This is a genomic window from Nocardioides okcheonensis, assembly GCF_020991065.1.
GTDB classification, from domain to species: domain Bacteria; phylum Actinomycetota; class Actinomycetes; order Propionibacteriales; family Nocardioidaceae; genus Nocardioides; species Nocardioides okcheonensis.
Genome location: NZ_CP087710.1, coordinates 2,330,082 through 2,347,955 on the forward strand (window position 1 = coordinate 2,330,082; position 17,874 = coordinate 2,347,955).

General features: G+C 73.5%; 15 protein-coding genes. 6 read left to right on the forward strand and 9 right to left on the reverse strand.

The features are described from left to right. Positions 1–40 precede the first annotated feature (40 nt). From LN652_RS11335 to LN652_RS11360, 6 genes are all read right to left on the reverse strand, one after another. Complete coding sequence (locus LN652_RS11335) at positions 41–1,351, reverse strand: reverse transcriptase family protein (protein ID WP_230440736.1); 1,311 nt, start codon at positions 1,349–1,351, stop codon at positions 41–43. A gap of 241 nt (positions 1,352–1,592) precedes the next feature. Continuing rightward, positions 1,593–2,009 (reverse strand): heat shock protein transcriptional repressor HspR, encoded by a 417-nt coding sequence (locus tag LN652_RS11340; protein WP_230440737.1) that lies wholly within the window; start codon positions 2,007–2,009, stop codon positions 1,593–1,595. Positions 2,010–2,019: 10 nt separating this feature from the next. Then, on the reverse strand, positions 2,020–3,198 hold the full coding sequence (gene dnaJ / locus LN652_RS11345) for a molecular chaperone DnaJ (protein WP_230440738.1): 1,179 nt from the start codon (positions 3,196–3,198) through the stop codon (positions 2,020–2,022). Positions 3,199–3,231: 33 nt separating this feature from the next. Beyond that, positions 3,232–3,885 (reverse strand): nucleotide exchange factor GrpE, encoded by a 654-nt coding sequence (grpE, locus tag LN652_RS11350; RefSeq protein WP_230440739.1) that lies wholly within the window; start codon positions 3,883–3,885, stop codon positions 3,232–3,234. Continuing rightward, positions 3,882–5,744, reverse strand: coding sequence for a molecular chaperone DnaK (gene dnaK, locus LN652_RS11355; RefSeq protein WP_230440740.1), 1,863 nt, complete (start codon positions 5,742–5,744; stop codon positions 3,882–3,884). The genes grpE and dnaK overlap by 4 nt, the downstream gene beginning before the upstream one ends. Before the next feature lie 257 nt (positions 5,745–6,001). After that, positions 6,002–6,787, reverse strand: a complete 786-nt coding sequence (locus tag LN652_RS11360) for a GNAT family N-acetyltransferase (RefSeq protein ID WP_230440741.1) — start codon at positions 6,785–6,787, stop codon at positions 6,002–6,004. A gap of 120 nt (positions 6,788–6,907) precedes the next feature. Here LN652_RS11360 and LN652_RS11365 point away from each other — a divergent pair, with 120 nt between their 5' ends. The 3 genes from LN652_RS11365 to LN652_RS11375 all read left to right on the forward strand — a co-directional run bounded on the left by LN652_RS11365 (position 6,908) and on the right by LN652_RS11375 (position 11,347). Then, on the forward strand, positions 6,908–7,618 hold the full coding sequence (locus tag LN652_RS11365) for an SGNH/GDSL hydrolase family protein (protein ID WP_230440742.1): 711 nt from the start codon (positions 6,908–6,910) through the stop codon (positions 7,616–7,618). 200 nt (positions 7,619–7,818) lie between these two features. Beyond that, a complete protein-coding gene (locus tag LN652_RS11370) occupies positions 7,819–9,837 on the forward strand; it encodes a M4 family metallopeptidase (RefSeq protein WP_230440743.1) in 2,019 nt (672 codons plus the stop codon). Positions 9,838–9,922: 85 nt separating this feature from the next. After that, entirely contained in the window at positions 9,923–11,347 is a 1,425-nt protein-coding gene (locus LN652_RS11375) for a M28 family metallopeptidase (RefSeq protein ID WP_230440744.1), read from the forward strand. Between the two features lie 48 nt (positions 11,348–11,395). On the opposite strand, the gene LN652_RS11380 is transcribed toward LN652_RS11375, so the two are convergent. Beyond that, positions 11,396–13,327 carry a M3 family metallopeptidase gene (locus LN652_RS11380; protein ID WP_230440745.1) on the reverse strand — a complete coding sequence of 644 codons (1,932 nt, stop codon included), beginning with the start codon at positions 13,325–13,327 and terminating at the stop codon, positions 11,396–11,398. 66 nt (positions 13,328–13,393) lie between these two features. Continuing rightward, the gene (locus tag LN652_RS11385; protein WP_230440746.1) at positions 13,394–14,620 is read right to left on the reverse strand and encodes an FAD-binding domain-containing protein; all 1,227 of its coding nucleotides are present in this window, start codon (positions 14,618–14,620) and stop codon (positions 13,394–13,396) included. A 50-nt stretch (positions 14,621–14,670) separates the two neighbouring features. Between LN652_RS11385 and LN652_RS11390 the strand changes: the two genes are divergently transcribed. Beyond that, positions 14,671–15,882 (forward strand): MFS transporter, encoded by a 1,212-nt coding sequence (locus LN652_RS11390; protein ID WP_230440747.1) that lies wholly within the window; start codon positions 14,671–14,673, stop codon positions 15,880–15,882. Here LN652_RS11390 and LN652_RS11395 read toward each other — a convergent pair. Further along, a complete protein-coding gene (locus LN652_RS11395; protein ID WP_230440748.1) occupies positions 15,869–16,399 on the reverse strand; it encodes a hypothetical protein in 531 nt (176 codons plus the stop codon). The genes LN652_RS11390 and LN652_RS11395 overlap by 14 nt on opposite strands. A 116-nt stretch (positions 16,400–16,515) precedes the next feature. On the opposite strand from LN652_RS11395, the gene LN652_RS11400 reads away from it, so the two are divergent. Both LN652_RS11400 and LN652_RS11405 read left to right on the forward strand, forming a co-directional pair. Then, the gene (locus LN652_RS11400) at positions 16,516–17,301 is read left to right on the forward strand and encodes a hypothetical protein (protein ID WP_230440749.1); all 786 of its coding nucleotides are present in this window, start codon (positions 16,516–16,518) and stop codon (positions 17,299–17,301) included. Continuing rightward, entirely contained in the window at positions 17,298–17,807 is a 510-nt protein-coding gene (locus tag LN652_RS11405) for a DUF1648 domain-containing protein (protein WP_230440750.1), read from the forward strand. Before LN652_RS11400 ends, LN652_RS11405 begins: the two co-directional genes overlap by 4 nt. Positions 17,808–17,874 lie beyond the last annotated feature (67 nt).

Sequence of the window (17,874 nt, forward strand, 5' to 3'; positions counted from 1 at the left end):
CCTAGGCGGCCGCACCGACAGCCGCGTCGGCAGCCCGGCTTCACCGGCTCCAGTCGACCGCGCGGTGGGCCTCCAGCAGCCGGGCGCCGCGCACCGGGTCGTGCTGGGCGACCCACACGATCCGGCCGCGGAGGTGGTCCTCGAAGGCGACCACGCCCGCGCGGTTCTGCGTGCTCGGGCCGAAGCGGGCGCAGTTGTGCAGGATCGCGCGCAGCAGGTCGACCTCCTCCCGGGCGACGCGCGGCGCGTCGTTGACCACGAGCCCGGCGAGCCGCTGGCGCCCGGCCCGGGGCATGACGCCGGTCTTGCGCGGGTTGAGCCGGAAGCCCTCGTCGCGCACGACCACCTCGACCGCGTCGAGCAGCCGCGACGTCCCCGTGCCCCAGCCCCGCTCTCCCGAGAAGGCCAGGTCGTCGGCGTAGCGGGTGTAGCGGCCACCCCACGAGCGCGCCAGCGCCGTGAGCCGTACGTCGAGGCCGAACGCCGCGAGGTTGGCCATCGCCGGCGACGTCGGGGCTCCCTGGGGCAGGTGGGGGGCCGCGAGCCTCCGGCCGAGCCGCCAGTGGGCGTCGAGCAGCGAGTCGTCGGCGGGCCGCGGGACCGACCGCCAGGCCGCGCGCGGCAGCACGGTGGTCACCAGCCCGGCCAGGGCGTGCGCGACGGGCTCGGGATAGCCGGCGGAGCGCCAGATGCCGTAGACCCGCGAGACCGTCACGCTCGCGAAGAACGCCTCGAGGTCCAGGCGCAGGACCACGCTGCGTCCGGCGTGGGGCGCGGCGTACGACCGCACGGACCCGCCGGGGCGGAAGCCGCGGGCCGCGTCGTGGGGTGGGATCCGGCCGGCCAGCTCGCGCAGCAGCCGACGCTGGAGGGCCTTGAGGCGCGGCTTCGGCGCCTCGAGGACCCGGATCGCGCCGCTGGGAGCCGGGCGGTGGCTGATCCGGTAGTGCTGCAGGGGCACGGCGGACGCGTCGCGGGCGAGCCTGCGGGGGTCGGAGAACCAGTCGAGCTCGGTCGCGGTCAGGCCGAGGAAGCCGGCGAGGTCGGCGAGGGTGTCGAGCTCCGGCAGCCGCCAGCGGTTCGCCACCATCCGGGTCTGCGCGACCGGCTGGGCCAGAGGCGCGGCCGCCCCGGCGCGGGCGGCGGCGGGGCGCGACGCGACGTTGGTCGCCAGCTCACGGGGCCGGTCGAGCGGCGGGCGGGGGTAGAGCGCGAGGGTCTGGCGCGCCAGCGGGCGCAGCCACGCGGGGCGTCGTCCCAGCAGGCCGGCACCGCTCGCCACCAGCCCCGGCTCGGTCCACTCCCCGCCCAGGAAGGCGGCCGCGAGGGCGCGCGCGAGGTCGGGACTCACGAGCGGGCCGGGACCGACCCGGCGAGGTGCGGCAGCGCGCCTCGACCTGTCCCGTCGTGCGCGCGATCTCCTGCAGCGAAGCGCAGCGCGTCGCGCGCGGTGCTGAGCCCGGACGTACCGGTGGTCCCCGGGGTAGCCCCGGGGAGGCCGACCGATGACGCGCACCGGTCCGCCGTCTCGAGCTCGCGCTGCCGCACGCGGGAACCCTAGCCGCCGGGTCCGACCGCGGTCCGCTGGCGCGTCAGCGTCCCCGGCGCCAGACCACCATCGACTGGCCGACCGCTTGGTGCAGGACCGGCAGCTTGTTGGCCGTCTGGCCGGGGGCCGAACGGGCGGCCAGCAGGCGGCGCAGGGCGTCGACCTCTGCGACCAGCTCGTCGTTGCGCGCCCGGAGCGCGTCGACCTGGTGCTCCAGCGCCATGATCCGGCGCACGCCCTCGATGCCGATGCCGGAGCTGGTGAGGTCGGCGATCTCGCGCAGCCGCTCGAGGTCGCGGTGGGAGTAGCGCCGACCGCCACCGCCGGTGCGGCCCGGGGCGATCAGCCCCATCCGCTCGTAGGCGCGCAGGGTCTGCGGGTGCAGGCCGGTGAGCTCGGCCGCCACGCTGATGACGAACACGGCGGCGTCGGGGTCCGGGGTGAACGGCGTCGACGTCATCGGCTCGTCCTCACGCCTCGAAGAGACCGCTGCGCAGCGGCTTGCCGGCCATCGCCGCCCGGTAGGCCTCGACGGCCTCCCGTGCGGTCGGGTCGAGCTGGGCCGGGACCTGCACCTCGACGGTCGCCAGCAGGTCGCCCTTGCTGCCGTCGCGGCGGGTCGCGCCCTTGCCGCGCACCCGGAACGTACGCCCGTTGGGCGTCCCCGGCGGTAGCCGGAGCGTGACCGGTGCGCCGCCGAGCGTCGGGATCTTCACCTCGCCGCCGAGCGCGGCCTCGTCGAAGGAGACCGGCACCTCGAGGGTGAGGTTGTCGCCGGAGCGGCCGAAGACGCGGTGCGGGGTGACCTTGACGGTGACGAAGAGGTCACCGGCCGGCCCGCCGCCCTCGCCGGCGCCGCCCTTGCCCCTCAGCCGGATCCGGGCGCCGTCCTTCACCCCGGCCGGGATCCGGGCCTGGATGGTGCGCGCCGAGGTGCCGCGCCCGCTGCCGTGGCAGGTCGGGCACGCCTCGTCGTAGACCAGCTGGCGACCACCGCAGCCGGGGCAGGTCTCGTTGATCGAGAACGCGCCACCGCTGCCGGCGACGACGAAGCCGGCGCCCTCGCACTGCGGGCAGACGTGGGGCCTCGTGCCCGGCTTGCCCCCGGTGCCCTGGCACGTCGGGCAGGGAGCGTCGGAGGTCAGCCGGAGCGAGACCGTGACGCCGTCGAGGGCGTCGGTGAAGCCGATCGTCGCGGTGCTCTCCACGTCGGGGCCGCGGCGCGCGCGGGACTGGGTCCGCGCGCGGCCGCCACCGCCGCCGAAGAGGTCGCCGAACATGTCGCCGAGCCCGCCACCGCCGCCGCCCCGCTCGCGGAGCAGGTCGTCGAGGTTGAAGCCGCCCCCGCCGAAACCGCCGCCGGTGCCGCCGCCCATGCCGGGGCCGAAGCCCCCGCGCGACTGCAGCGTTCGGAACTCGTCGTACTTGGCCCGCTTGGCCTCGTCGCCGATGACGTCGTAGGCCTCGGCGACCGCCTTGAACCGGTCGTGCTTGGCGTTGTCACCCGGGTTGGAGTCGGGGTGGTTCTCCCGCGCCAGCTTGCGGTAGGCCTTCTTGATGTCGGCCGCGCTGGCACCCTGCGTGACGCCGAGGACCTGGTAGAAGTCCTTGGTCGCCCAGTCGTTGCGGAAGCCGTCGGTGTCTGCCACGGGTGAACCTCCTCTCCGTCGGTGGGTGGTCGGTCAGGCGTCGGCGGGGTCGACGACCAGCACCTGGGCGGCACGCACCACCCGGTCACCGATCTTGTAGCCCGCCTTGGCGATGTGCTTGCAGGTCGGCACGGTCACGTCGGCGTCGGTGCCGAGGTGGCTCAGGGCCTCGTGCAGGTTGGGGTCGAACGCGTCGCCGGGGGTCCCGAAACGGGTGAGGCCGAGGTTGGCCACCACGCCCTCGAGCTGGTCGGCGACAGCCTTGAAGCCGCCCTCGACCTCACCGTGCTCGCGGGCCCGGTCGATGGTGTCGAGCACCTCGATGATCGGCGCGAGCACCCGGAAGGTGGCGTTCTCGGCCACCACCTGGCGGTCGCGGTCGACGCGCTTGCGGTAGTTGGCGTACTCGGCCTGGAGCCGCTGCAGGTCGGCGGTGCGCTCGGCGAGCTGCACCTCCGCGGACGCGGCGACCTGCTCGGTCTCCGCGACGTCCTGCGGCTCGAGCGGGCCGCCCTCCTCCAGCCAGTTGTCCACGCCGCTGATCTCCTCGGCGTGGTCGTCGGGCGTGGCGTCGGCGTCCGGCTGGCCGGCCGGGGCCGAGGCGCCCTCCACGGGCGCCTCGACCTCGGTCTCGTTGGCCATCTCGCCGGCCGCGTCCCCGAAGGACTCGCTGCCGGGGCTGGTCACTTGGACTCACCCTCCGGGCCGGCCTCGTCGGCCTCGTCGACGATCTCGGCGTCGACGACGTCGTCGTCGGCCTCGCCCGTCGCGCCGGTGGCACCACCCGCGGCGGCCTGGTCGGCCTCGGCGGCGGCGTACATCGCGGCGCCCATCTTCTGGCTGGACTCACCGAGCTTGGTGATCCCCGCGGTGATCTCCTCGGAGGTGGCGTCCTCCTTGGCGAGCGTCTCCTTGAGCGCGTCGACGTCCGCCTGGACCTCGGTCTTCACGTCGTCGGGGAGCTTGTCGCCGTTGTCGGCGAGGAACTTCTCGGTGGTGTAGACGAGCTGGTCGCCCTGGTTGCGGGCCTCGACGGCCTCGCGCCGCTTGGCGTCCTCCTCGGCGTACTGCTCGGCCTCCTTGACCATGCGGTCGATCTCGTCCTTGCCGAGGGCGGAGCCGCCGGAGATGGTCATCGACTGCTCGCGGCCGGACGCCTGGTCCTTGGCGGAGACGTGGACGATGCCGTTGGCGTCGATGTCGAAGGTGACCTCGATCTTCGGCACGCCGCGCGGGGCCGGCGGGAGGCCGGTGAGCTCGAAGTTGCCGAGGGGCTGGTTCTGCGACCACATCTGGCGCTCGCCCTGGGCGACCTTGATCTCGACCGACGGCTGGTTGTCGTCCGCGGTCGTGAAGATCTCCGAGCGCTTGGTCGGGATCGTGGTGTTGCGCTCGATGAGCGTGGTCATCACGCCGCCCTTGGTCTCGATGCCGAGGGACAGCGGGGTGACGTCGAGGAGCAGCACGTCCTTGACCTCGCCCTTGAGGACGCCGGCCTGCAGGGCCGCGCCGACGGCGACGACCTCGTCCGGGTTGACGCCCTTGTTGGGCTCCTTGCCGCCGAGCAGCTCCTTGACGACGTCGGTCACGGCCGGCATGCGGGTCGAGCCGCCGACGAGGACCACGTGGTCGATGTTGGAGACCGCGACGCCGCCGTCCTTGAGCACGGACTGGAAGGGCGCCTTGGTGCGGTCGAGCAGGTCGGCCGTCATCTTCTGGAACTCGCTGCGGGTGAGCTTCTCCTCGAAGTGGAGCGGGCCGCCCTCGCCGTGGGTGATGTAGGGCAGGTGGATCGTGGTCTCGGAGCTCGAGGACAGCTCGATCTTCGCCTTCTCCGCGGCCTCCTGGAGGCGCTGCTTGGCGATCTTGTCGGCACCGAGGTCGACGCCGAAGTTGGACTTGAACGTCTTGACCATCCACTCCACGACGCGGTTGTCCCAGTCGTCGCCACCGAGGTTGTTGTCGCCGGAGGTCGCCTTGACCTCGACGACGCCCTCGCCGATCTCGAGCAGGGACACGTCGAACGTGCCGCCGCCGAGGTCGAAGACGAGGATGGTCTGGTCCTCGCCCTTGTCGAGGCCGTAGGCCAGCGCGGCCGCGGTGGGCTCGTTGACGATGCGGCTCACGTTGAGGCCCGCGATCTCGCCGGCCTCCTTGGTGGCCTGGCGCTGCGCGTCGGAGAAGTAGGCCGGCACGGTGATGACCGCGTCGGTCACGGTCTCGCCGAGGTAGGCCTCGGCGTCGCGCTTGAGCTTCTGCAGCACGAAGGCGCTGATCTGCTGGGGGGTGAAGGTCTTGTCGTCGATGTCGACCTTCCAGTCCTCGCCCATGTGGCGCTTGACGGACCGGATGGTGCGGTCGACGTTGGTGACCGCCTGGCGCTTGGCGACCTCACCGACGAGGACCTCGCCCGACTTGGTGAAGGCCACCACGGACGGGGTCGTCCGCGCGCCCTCGGCGTTCGCGATGACGGTGGGTTCGCCACCCTCGAGGACGGCGACGACGGAGTTCGTCGTGCCGAGGTCGATGCCGACCGCTCGTGCCATGTGTCTACCTCCTGCTGCGCCCCGGTGGATCCGGGGTCGATGTCTGGGGAACGGGTGCGGGGCACCCGCCGATGAGACCCATCCTGACGACTGTCGTCCGATCTGGCAAAACAGTTGAGTCGATCTGGCTCAACTCTCATCACTGGGTTCAACGCATGGCGGCGCGGGATGTTCCCACCGGGGCCGGGTATTTCTCCCGCAGTGCCCACGGCCCCCCGTTCCGGTCCCCGCCGCGTCCTCGGACGCCGGGGCAGGGGTCAGCGGGTCCAGACGTACGGCGTGGTGGTGGTGACGGCGACGAGGCCCGAGCGCTCGAGGATCGGGCGCGACATGTCGGTGCAGTCGGAGTGGATCAGGCGGATCCCCCGCTCGAGGGCGGAGCGGGCGCGGGCGGCGACGAGGGCGCGGTAGATGCCGCGGCCGCGGAGCTCCGGCAGCGTCGAGCCGCCCCAGATGCCGGCGAAGGCGGTGCCGACGACCGGGGTGAGCCGCCCGCCGCTGACGACCCGGCCGTCGACCTCGGCGATCCAGAGCTCCGAGCTGCCGGCCTCCAGCTCGGCCAGCGACGAGTCCACCGACGGCCCCCGTCCGGTGCCGAACACCGACTCCTGCGCCTCGAGCATCCGCGCCACGTCGGCCGCGGCACCCGGGCCGGGCTCGATGCGGCGTACGACGACGCCGGGCGGCACCTCGACGTCGACCGCGAGCAGCGCGGCCTCGCCGACCATCACCGTCTCGCGCGGCTCGGGGACCAGGCCGTGGGCCTCTAGCCGCTCGCCGAGGTCGGCGGGCAGGTCGTGGCCGCGCGTCTTCCACTCGAACGACGCCACGTCCGTGTCGTCGCGGAAGTGCGCGACGGTGGCCTCGACGAGGGAGTCGACGGCGTCGCCCTCGGCCCCGCCGAGGTCGCGGTAGGTGACGAACCCGCCGTGGTCGAAGACCGCCCACAGCAGGGGGCCGTGCTCGCGCACGTCGTCGGCGCGGCCGATCTCGCCCTCGCGCCGGAGCTGCTCGTCGTAGGCCGCCAGCAGGTCGCTCGTCATGCCGCGAGCGTAGGGCGGCGGAGCGTCCCGGCGCGCGCCGATCCGGCCCGCACCCGATGTCGGGGAAATCTCAGGGTCGATCCGGTGACCAGGAGGCGTCCGGCACCCCACAATTGACCCGTGCTCCATCGGGGGAACCTGCGCCGGGTCGTCGGCGCCTCAGTCGTCACCGTGGTGCTCGCTGCCCTCATGGCCTTCTACGTCGCCGACACGGCCGACGCCGGCCAGACCCGCTGCCGCGACCACCGCTCCGACTCGCGCGCCCGCGCCGCGATCGTCACCGGCACCGGCGCGCCCGTGCTCGTCATCGGCGACTCGTGGTCGGTCGGCCTCGGCCAGGACGACCTCGCGCGCTCGTGGCCCGCCCGTCTCGAGGGTGAGGTGCACGTGGCCGGCTTCTCCGGCTCCGGGTTCAGCGCCCGCGCGAGCACGTGCGGCGCCGTGTCGTTCCACGACCGCGCCCCCACCGCCCTCGGCGTCCGCCCGTCGCTGGTGGTGGTCGAGGGCGGGCTCAACGACTTCGACCAGTCGCCGGCCGCGATCGAGGCGGGCTTCCGTGCCCTCATGGCCGACCTGGCCGGTCAGCACGTCGTGGTCGTCGGCCCGGCCAGCGCACCCGCGCGGGCCACGGCGGTGCCCCGGGTCGACGGGCTGCTGGCGGGCCTGAGCGGCGAGTACGGCGTGCCGTATGTCCAGACCAGTGACCTCGCCCTGGACTACCTCGACGACGACCTCCACCTGACCGCCGACGGCCACGTGGAGTTCGGCGACGCCGTCGCCGACCGAATCGCCGCCGCGACGCCCGCGCGGCCAGCGGTTCTCCTCGACTGACCCCTCACTGCGACGGATTCCTGCCGAATGGCCGGATACCGGACGTCCGGCCTCGGGTCGTGCATGTTCTCGCGTTGCACGAACCTGCAGATCGTCGTCCATTGACGCCGGATCCGCCGATTGCGAACTTGTGCACTGGTCTGCATCACCCAATCCATCCTCGGTGCCCGTCGGGCCCGAACTCATGATTGGACAACCCAGTGAAAAATCCCCGTCTGGCCGTCCTGGCCGGTCTCGCAGCGACCGCGGTCGCCGCGTCCTTCCTGGCACCGACCGCCACCCCGGCCGATGCCGCCCCCTCGGTGGCCAACCCCCGCCTCGAGGCCCAGCAGGCGGCCAGCGCCTGGGTGAAGGGCCACGACGGCGCGCTCGAGCGCGCGTCGCAGGACTCCTTCGTGCGCAGCAACACCTACGCCGGTGACAACGGCATCTACTCGGTGGCCTACGAGCGGACCCACGAGGGCCTGCGCGTGGTCGGTGGCGACTTCGTCGTGCTGGCCGACTCCGACGGGCAGGTCGTCGGGACCTCGGTGGCGCAGGAGACCCCGGTCCAGATCGCCAGCACCACCCCGAGGATCAGCACCGCCCGCGCCACCGCCGCCGCGCAGAAGCTCGCCGACGCGGGTGCGGAGATCTCCTCGCCGGAGCTCGTCATCTGGCACCGCGAGGCCGGCACCAAGCTGGCCTACGAGGTCGAGGTGCGCGGCACCCACGACGGCGAGGTGTCCTGGCAGCGCGCGTGGGTCGACGCGATGACCGGCAAGGTGCTGGAGTCGCGCGAGCAGATCGCCCACGGCACGGGCACCGCGGCGTACTCCGGTCCCAACCCGCTCCCCATCGCGACGAGCGGCTCGGGCAGCAGCTTCAGCATGACCGACCCGACGGCGACCACCCTGAGGTGCCAGGACGCCGCGAACAACACCACGTTCACCGGGACCGACGACGCGTGGGGCAACGGCGTCGCGACCAACCGCGAGACCGGCTGCGTCGACGCGCTCTACGCCGCGCAGCAGATGAAGTCGATGATGTCGTCCTGGCTCGGCCGCAACGGCATGAACGGCACCGGCGGCTGGGTGCCGATCCGGGTCGGGCTCAACGACATCAACGCCTACTACGACGGCACGCAGGTCCAGATCGGCAAGAACCAGGCCGGCGCCTGGATCGCCTCGATGGACGTGGTGGCCCACGAGTTCGGCCACGGTGTCGACGACAAGACCCCCGGCGGCATCTCCGGCGGCGGCACGCAGGAGTTCATCGGCGACGCCCTCGCCACCGCGACGGAGTACTTCGACAACCAGTCCGCGTCCTACGACGGTCCCGACCACACCATCGGCGAGGAGGTGAACCTCGTCGGCCAGGGGCCGATCCGTGACGGCTCGAACCCGGGCAACGTCGGCGACCCGTCGTGCTACACCAGCTCGATCCCGACCGCGGAGGTGCACGCGGCCGCCGGTCCCGGCGACCACTGGTTCTACCTGCTCTCGCGCGGCGGCGTGTCGAAGTGCGACGGCACGAGCGTCACCGGCATCGGCGAGCAGGCGGCCATCAAGGTCCTCTACAACGCGATGCTGATGAAGACCTCGTCGTCGAACTACCTGAAGTACCGCACGTGGACGCTCACCGCGGCCAAGAACCTGGACAGCACCTGCGCCCAGTTCAACGCCGTCAAGAACGCCTGGGACGCCGTCAACGTCCCCGCCCAGACCGGCGACCCGACCTGCGGTGGCACCACGACGCCGCCCACCACTCCCCCGCCCACCGGCGGCAACCTGCTGGGCAACCCGGGCTTCGAGTCCGGCGCGACCGTCTGGACCGGCACCGCCGGCCCGATCACCAACAACACCGGCCGTGCGGCCCGCACCGGCTCGTGGAAGCTGTGGCTCGGTGGCAACGGCACCGCCGGCACCGAGACCGTCAACCAGTCGGTCACGATCCCGGCCAGCGCGACCGCGGCGACGCTGTCGTACTACATCCGCACCGACACCGCCGAGAGCGGCACGACGGCCTACGACACCATGCGGGTCCAGGTCGTCGACGGCGCCACGGTGACGACGCTCAGGACCTTCAGCAACGTCGGCACCAACGCGACCTACACGCAGTTCAGCAGCTCGCTGCTGGCCTACAAGGGGAAGACGGTGACCATCCGGTTCACCGCCACCGAGGACTCCTCGCTCCAGACCAGCTTCGTGGTCGACGACACCGCGCTGAACGTCTCCTGACGTCTCGTCGCTCCTGACGGGGCGGGGCAGCGATGCTGCCCCGCCCCGTCCCCGTTCCCGCACCACCGACCCACGGGAGATCCCCATGCGCACCCTCCGTACGACCGCCCTGTCGGCCCTCGCCGCGGGCGCCGTCGTCGCCTCGACCCTCGTCGGCACCGGCGGCCCCGCCACCGCGGCGCCGTCCCCCGACCTCAGCGTCACCAACGTGACCGCCCACCTGCAGAAGCTCCAGGACATCGCCACCGCCAACGGCGGCAACCGCGCCACCGGCCGCCCGGGCTACAAGGCCTCGCTGGACTGGGTGAAGGCGAGGCTCGACGCCGTCGGCTACACCACCCAGGTCCAGACGTTCTCGACCTCGTCGGGCACGTCCTACAACCTCGTCGCGGACTGGCCGGGCGGGGACGCCGAGCACGTCGTCATGACCGGCGCCCACCTCGACAGCGTGTCGTCCGGGCCCGGCATCAACGACAACGGCACCGGCTCGGCCGCGGTCCTCGAGGCCGCGCTGGCCTGGGCAGCGAGCGGCAACACCCCGCGCAACCACCTCCGCTTCGCGTGGTGGGGCGCCGAGGAGCAGGGCCTGCTCGGCTCGAACCACTACATGCGCAACCTGCCGACGGCCGACAAGGACCGCATCGACCTCTACATGAACTACGACATGGTCGGCTCGCCCAACCCGGGCTACTTCGTCTACGACGACAACCCGGCCGGCAACGGCGCCCGCGACGCGATGACCGCCTACTACACGTCGAAGGGCATCCCCTGGGAGTACATCGACGTGCAGGGCCGCTCCGACCACGCGTCCTTCCGCAGCTACGGCATCCCCACCACGGGCATGTACTCCGGTGGCGAGACCATCAAGACCTCCGCGCAGGCGTCGAAGTGGGGCGGCACGGCGGGCCAGGCGTTCGACCCCTGCTACCACCGCTCCTGCGACACGATGGCCAACGTCAACACCACGGCGCTCGACCGCAACCTCGACATGATCGGCCACATGGTGTGGCTCTACGCCGACAAGGACTACGGCACCACGCTGCCGCCGACCGGCGCCAACCTGCTGGGCAACCCGGGCTTCGAGTCGGGCGCGACCGTCTGGACCGGCACCGCCGGCCCGATCACGAGCAGCACCGGTCGCCCGGCGCGCACCGGCTCGTGGAAGGCGTGGCTGGGCGGCAACGGCAGCACCTCGACCGAGACGATCTCCCAGCAGGTCACCGTCCCGGCGGGGGCCACCGCGGCGAGGCTCAGCTACTGGCTGCGCAGCGACACCGCCGAGAGCGGCACCACGGCGTACGACACGCTCAGGGTGCAGGTCGTCAGCGGCAGCACCACGACGACGCTGCGGACCTTCAGCAACGTCGGCACCAGCACGACGTACGCCCAGTTCAGCCACAGCCTCGCGGCCTACGCGGGGAAGACGGTCACGGTGAAGTTCCTCGCGACCGAGGACTCCTCGCTGCAGACCAGCTTCGTCGTCGACGACACCGCCGTCACGACGAGCTGAGTCGCACCAGACCCTCTCCAGGGGGACCGGGCCGGTCCTGCTCCGGGCTCACTCGGCGAGCCACGTCGCCCACGAGTCGAAGGAGTAGGGCCGGCCCAGGAAGTCGGCGACCAGGTCGGCGGCGTCCTTGCGCCCGCCCATCGCGAGCACCCGGTCGCGGTAGGCGAGCGCGACCTCGGGGGCGAACAGGTCGTCGGGGTCGAAGGCGGAGAACAGGTCCTTCGCGATGACCAGCGACCACATGTAGGTGTAGTAGCCCGAGGAGTACCCGTCGAGGTGCCCGAAGGAGCAGTGCATGTGCGCGCCCGCGAGCGGCGGGAAGACGGAGTAGCGGCGCTGCAGCTCGTCGCCGTAGGCGGTGAGGTCGTCGCGCTGCTCGGCATGGAAGAAGTAGGACCGGGCGGCGTAGGACATCTGCTGGGCCGCGTCGGTGCCCTTGCCGAAGTCGTCGGCGCGCCGCATCGCCGCGACCAGGTCGGCCGGGATGGTGGCGCCGGACGCGTCGCGCGCGAACGTGGCGAGCACGTCGGCGTCCCAGGCCCACTCCTCGAGCATCTGGCTGGGCGCCTCGACGAAGTCCCACTCGGTGGCGACCCCGGAGAAGCGCGCCCACGCGCCCTGGCCGCCGAGCACGTGGTGGACGAGGTGGCCGAACTCGTGGAACAGCGTCACGACCTCGTCGTGCTCCATCAGGCCGCGGCTGAAGTTGCACACCAGCACGCCCTCCGGGAGCTGGGCGCCGGCGACGCCGGTGACCAGGTCGAACTGCGCGGCGTGCTTGTACTTGCCCTCGCGCGGGTGCAGGTCGAGGTGGATCCGGCCGATCCGCCGGCCGTCGAGGTGCACGTCGTAGCTCGCGACCTCCTCGTGCCAGGCGCCCGCGTCGACCGGCGTCACCGGCGTCCACTCGAGGCCGAAGAGCCGGCCCGTGACGTCGAGCAGCCCCTGGCGCACCTGCTCGAAGGGGAAGTACGTCCGCACGACCTGGCCGTCGACGTCGTACTGCTCGCGCCGCACCAGCTCGGAGTAGTAGCGGTAGTCGTAGGTCTCGACCTCGTCCGCGGACGGGTCGTCGACGCGCTTGCGCTGCAGCAGCACGTCCTTCTCGACCGCGGCGCGCTCGGCGGCCAGCGAGCTGATCCGCTCGATGAACTCCGCCACGGCCGCGCCCGAGCCGACCATCTTCACCTCGGTGTCGAAGTCGGGCCACGAGTCGTGGCCGAGCAGCGCGGCCGTCTCCCGGCGGACCGCGAACAGGTCCTGCAGGACCTGGTCGTTGGCCGGCCAGCCGACGTTGGTCTGGGCCAGCGCCAGCTCGCGGCGGGCGTCGCCGTCGGCGCCGAAGGTCATGAACGGGACGAGGTCGGGGTAGTCGGTCGTGATCGTGACCAGGCCGTCGTCGTCGGCCGGGTGGGCCTCGCGGTAGTCGTCGGGCAGGCCCGCCAGCCGCTCGGGGGCCAGCCGGACCGAGCGGACGTCGTCGCGGATCGTGCGACCGAAGTCCTGCGACAGCAGCACCGCGCGCTCGCTCAGCTCGCGGAGCCGGTCGCGGGTGGCGTCGTCGCGGTCGACGCCGGCCCGGCGGAAGTCGCGCAGGCTGTGCTCGAGGACCCGGCGGGCGTCGTCGTCGAGGCCGTCGGCCGGCAGCGTGTCGAGCACCGCGAAGAGGTCGCGGTCCTGGCCGAGCTCGGTGACGTAGCGCTGCACCTGCTGGCCGAGGTCGTCGGCGCGGTCGCGGACCGCCTGGTCGGGGTGGACCTCCGACCAGAGCGACACGGTGCCGGCGTTGGCGATCGCGGTCTCCGCGTCGTTCCAGGCGGCGAGGACCGTGGCGGCGTCGCCGCCGGCCTTGACCCGCTCGACGTGCCGCGCCGCCTCGGCGAGCGAGCCCTCGCACCGGTCGGCCACCCAGCCGAGCCAGTCACCGGCGACGGGGAGCTCGAGCGGGGCGGGGGCGTCGGCGTGGAGTTCGGGGGTCACGGTCGGCGAGCCTACGACCCGGCACCCACGCCCGGCACCCGACGAAGGTCGGGTCCTGGGGACGGGTCAGCGACCGGAGCCCTTGCGCCACGCGCTGAACGACCGCACCGACGACGGGCGCGGGCGCACCAGCCACGGCCACGGGTGCTGCTCGACCACCTGGAGCCGCCGCTCGCGACGGGCCCAGCCGGGCACGGGTGTCCACGTGGCGGCCAGCGGCCGGTCGTCGAGCTCGGCGACCACGTCGCCGCGCCGGACCTCGACCGGGCGGGTCGCCGCGAGCTCGCCGAGGGTCTCGGCGAGGAAGACCAGCCGCTTGCCCGACAGCCGCAGCCGGGCCAGGAGCGGCTCGTCGAACACGAAGACGGCAGGGCGGGCGGGATCGGCGGCGAGCGCGGGATCGGAGTCGCCGAGCGACTCGGCGGTCAGCCAGACGACCTCGCCGCCGGCGCCCTCGGGCTCGGCCGGACCGGCCGGGACCGGACCGGACCCGAGGTCGGGTCCGTCGGCGGCCGGGCCCGCGGTCGCGTCGGGCCAGTCCTGGATCGGGCAGCGGTCGGCGAGCGGGCAGGCGCGGCACAGCCCGGGCGCGCGCTTCTCGACCTGCCAGCGGCTGAAGCCGTAGGGCTTGCCGCTGCCGGTGCCGACCGTCCACTGCCAGCCCAGCCGGTTGGCCGCGCGGGAGCCGTCGAGCAGGTGGGTGAACATCTCGTCCTCGCCGCGCCACCAGTCGTGCCCGGCGCGCACGGCCCACTGCGAGGCCAGCCACATCCGGGTCTGGTTGACCAGCCAGCCGTCGTCCTGGAGCGCGCCGACGACGTGGTCGAGGCACGCCATCTCCCGCGGCCACGGCTCGGTCCACGGCTGCGGGGTCCGGGGCTGTGCGCGGCGCAGGTCGCGGCCGAGGGCGGGCCCGACGCGGGCGTAGAGGTGGCGGGCGTACTCCTGCCAGAGCAGCTCGTCGCGGTACTTGCGGCGGTCGGGCGCCGGGGCGTCGGCGACGGCGTCCCAGAGGTCGGGCAGCAGCACGAGGCCGTGGCGGACGTAGGGCGACATCCGGGTCGCGCCCTGCCGCGAGCGCGGCAGCACCTGGCTGCGGGAGCGGGCGTAGCCCCGGACGTCGACCTGCGCCAGCGCGGCGTCGGCCGCCGGCTGCCCGCCGCGCAGCCCACCGGCCCGCACGCCGTCGGGGCCCTCGAGGGTCAGGTCGCCGAGGTGGCGGGCGACCCAGGCGACGACGTCGTCGGTCGTGGCACCCTCGCCCGGCGCCGGGGGCGGGGGCAGCTGGGGCATGCGGTGAGACTAGCCACGGGGTGCGACACCGGCCCGCGTAGCGTGTGCGGGTGACCACCTCGGGGGACGTCGCGTTCCGCTTCCGCGACATCGCGCTCGTCGCCTACGGTCCCTCGGTCGTCTCTGCCGTCGGGCACGGCGCGATCATGCCCGTGCTGGCGCTGCGTGCCCGCGACCTCGGCGCCGACGTGAGCACCGCGGCCGCCGTGGTCGCGCTGCTCGGTGTCGGCCAGCTGCTCGGCAGCCTGCCCGCCGGGGCGCTGGTCGCCCGGATCGGGGAGCGCCGCGCGCTGATGGCGGCGGGCGTCGTCGACGCCTGCGCGATGGTCTTCGCGGCCCTCACCGGGTCGGTGGTCGGGCTCGCGGCCGGCGTCCTGCTCAGCGGGGTGTGCTGGACGCTCTTCCTGATCAGCCGGCAGGGATTCATGATCGACGTGGTCCCGGCGTCGCACCGGGCGCGCGGGATGTCGCTGCTGGGCGGGTCCTACCGGGTGGGCGTGCTCGTCGGGCCGCTGCTCGGCGCCGGTCTGATCGCGCTCACCGACCTGACCAGCGTGTTCTGGCTCGGCGCGGCGATGTCGGTCTGCGCGGCGCTGCTCGCCGCCACGATGCCGGACCTCGGTGAGGAGAAGCGCGCCGCGGCCCGCGCGTCCGGCCACCTCGGCGTGTGGACCGTGATCCGCGCGCACGGACGCGTCCTCGCCACGCTCGGCAGCGCCGTCGTGATCCTCGGCATGAGCCGCTCGCTGCGCCAGAGCCTGCTGCCGCTCTGGGCCGACCACGTCGGGCTCTCCGCCTCCACCACGTCGCTGATCTTCGCGGGCGCCGCCGCGCTCGACGTCGCGTTCATGTGGCCGGGCGGTTGGTTGATGGACACCCGCGGCCGACGGGTGGTCGCGGTGCCGGTCGTGCTGTCGATGGCGATCGCCTGCCTCGTGCTGCCGCTCGCGACCTCGGCCGCGTCGGTGGCGCTGGTGATGGCCCTCATCGCCTGCGGCAACGGGCTGGGGTCCGGCATCGTCATGACCCTCGGGGCGGACGCCGCGCCGAGCGACGGACGTCCGCAGTTCCTGGGCGCGTGGCGGCTCTGCGGCGACATCGGCAACAGCGGCGGGCCGCTGCTGGTCAGCGCCGTCGCCGCCGTCGCGCCGCTGGCCACGGCGTGCCTGGTGGTCGGCGGGCTGGCCCTCGTCGGCACGGGCTGGGTGGCCCACTGGACCGGTCGGGTGGACCGGGAGCGGGCCGCGCTCAGCCGACCGTGACGGTGACCTCGTTGGACGCCGCGTCGGTGTCGGTGTCGATCACCCGGAACCGGTTCGGTCCGGTGCGGCCGGTCAGGAGGTACGTCGAGAAGGTGCCGCCGCTGACCGACACGGTCACCGGGAAGTCCGACCACGCGCCGTCCTCGAAGCGCTGCACCTGCAAGATCGCGCCCTCGCCGCCCTGATAGGTGCCGGTGAGGTCGATCTGCTGCATCGGGCTCACCGACTGCTGCGGGGCCGTCAGCGAGATCCCCTGGGCCGGGCTCGGCGTCTCGCTGCCGGTCTCGGTGGGGCTGCCGGTGTCGGCGGGGGACGGGGCGATGCTGCTGGTGTCGGTGGGGCGCGGGAGGTTGAAGGTCGCGGACGCGCCGCCGCCGCTGCTGGCGCCGGAGTCCTCGCCGATGCCGGTGGCCCTGACCCCCACCAGGACGGCGAGCCCGCCCAGCAGCCCGATGACCACGGCGACGCCGACCAGGGCGACGAGCCCGGTCAGGACGGGACGGTTCTCGGTGTCCATGGGGACCTTTCCACCGGAGGCAGGGATGCCCCGCCATTGTCCAAGACGGGTGGTGGCATGGCCAACCGGCGGCCCACGGGGCGCGCCACGTCAGGGGCAGCCTGCAGGATGGGGACATGCAGTCACCGTTGCGACACGGCAAGGCCGCCCTCGGCACGACCCTCGCCGGAGGGGCCCTGGCCGCGCTGTCCCAGGCGCCCGAGCGTGCGTCCCACCTGCTCCGCCGCCGCTACCCGACCGTGGCCGTGACGGGGATGACGGGCGTCGGCAAGACCCGCCTCGCGGACCGCCTCACCCGGCGGGCGAGCGCGCAGGCCGACGGCCCGGACGTCGGCTCGGCCGTGATGGAGCGCCGCACCCGGCGCAACGCCCGGCTGCGCGGCTACCGCTTCCGCGTGGTTCCGGGCGAGAACGCCGCCACCCGCCTCGGCGCCCTCGACGAGGTGTTCCACGACGAGCCGGTCGACGGGGTGCTGCACGTCGTGGCGTACGGCCACGCCACCCCGCGCCGGACCGCCGGGACCACCGGCAGCGCCGACGCCACCCGGGACGAGCAGCTCGCCGCCGAGCTCGAGGACTGGTCGATCACCGCTCACCGGATCGCCAGCATGGCCGTGCGCCGCGACCGCCCGACCTGGCTGGTCATCGCCGTGACCAAGGCCGACCTGTTCGCCGACGACGTCGACGCCGCCGTGCGCTACTACTCCCCCGGCAGCGGCTCCCCCTTCGGCGACAGGCTCGACGAGCTGCGAGCCCTCGCGGGCGGCGCCAAGCTGTCGATCGACGTGCTCCCGGTCTGCGCCCAGGGCGCCGGGAAGCGGTCGGCGATGACCGACAAGGACTGCACCGACCTGCTCGGCCGCCTCGAGCTGCGGATGGCCCAGCTCTGCGGGCACGTGTGAGCGCACGTCCGGGCCGGGCCGCGCTGCTCGCGGTCGCGGTCGCGTACGTCGTCGGCCTCGTGGTGGCGGCCCTGGTCCTGCCCGACCAGGTGCCGTCGCACTTCGACGCCGCCGGGCGCGTCGACGACCGGACGTCGCGCACCGCGATGCTCGCCTTCTGGGTGGCGGTGGGCGTCGTGGTGCTCGTCGGGATCCCGGCCGTGACCCGCCTCGCGGTCTCGGGCGACGGGACGTGGGTCAACATGCCGCAGCGCTCGAAGGACTACTGGTTCGCCCCGGAGCGGCGCCCCGAGCTCCGCTCGCGCTTCGGCGAAGACATGGAGGTCTTCGCCGCGCTCACCGGCGGGCTGCTCCTCGCCGCGCTCGCCGTCACGACCTGGGTGGGCGCGACCGGCCGCGACGGCGCACCGTGGTGGACGTTCGTGGCCGGCCTGGCCGCGTACCTCCTGCTGACCGCGGGCTGGACGGTCGCCCTGCTGCGGCGCTACCAGCCGCCGCCGGACTGACAGGGGACGTCCCGCAACGTCCGGCGGTCCGGACCGCGGGTGCGAGGTCGTTCACAACTTCACCACT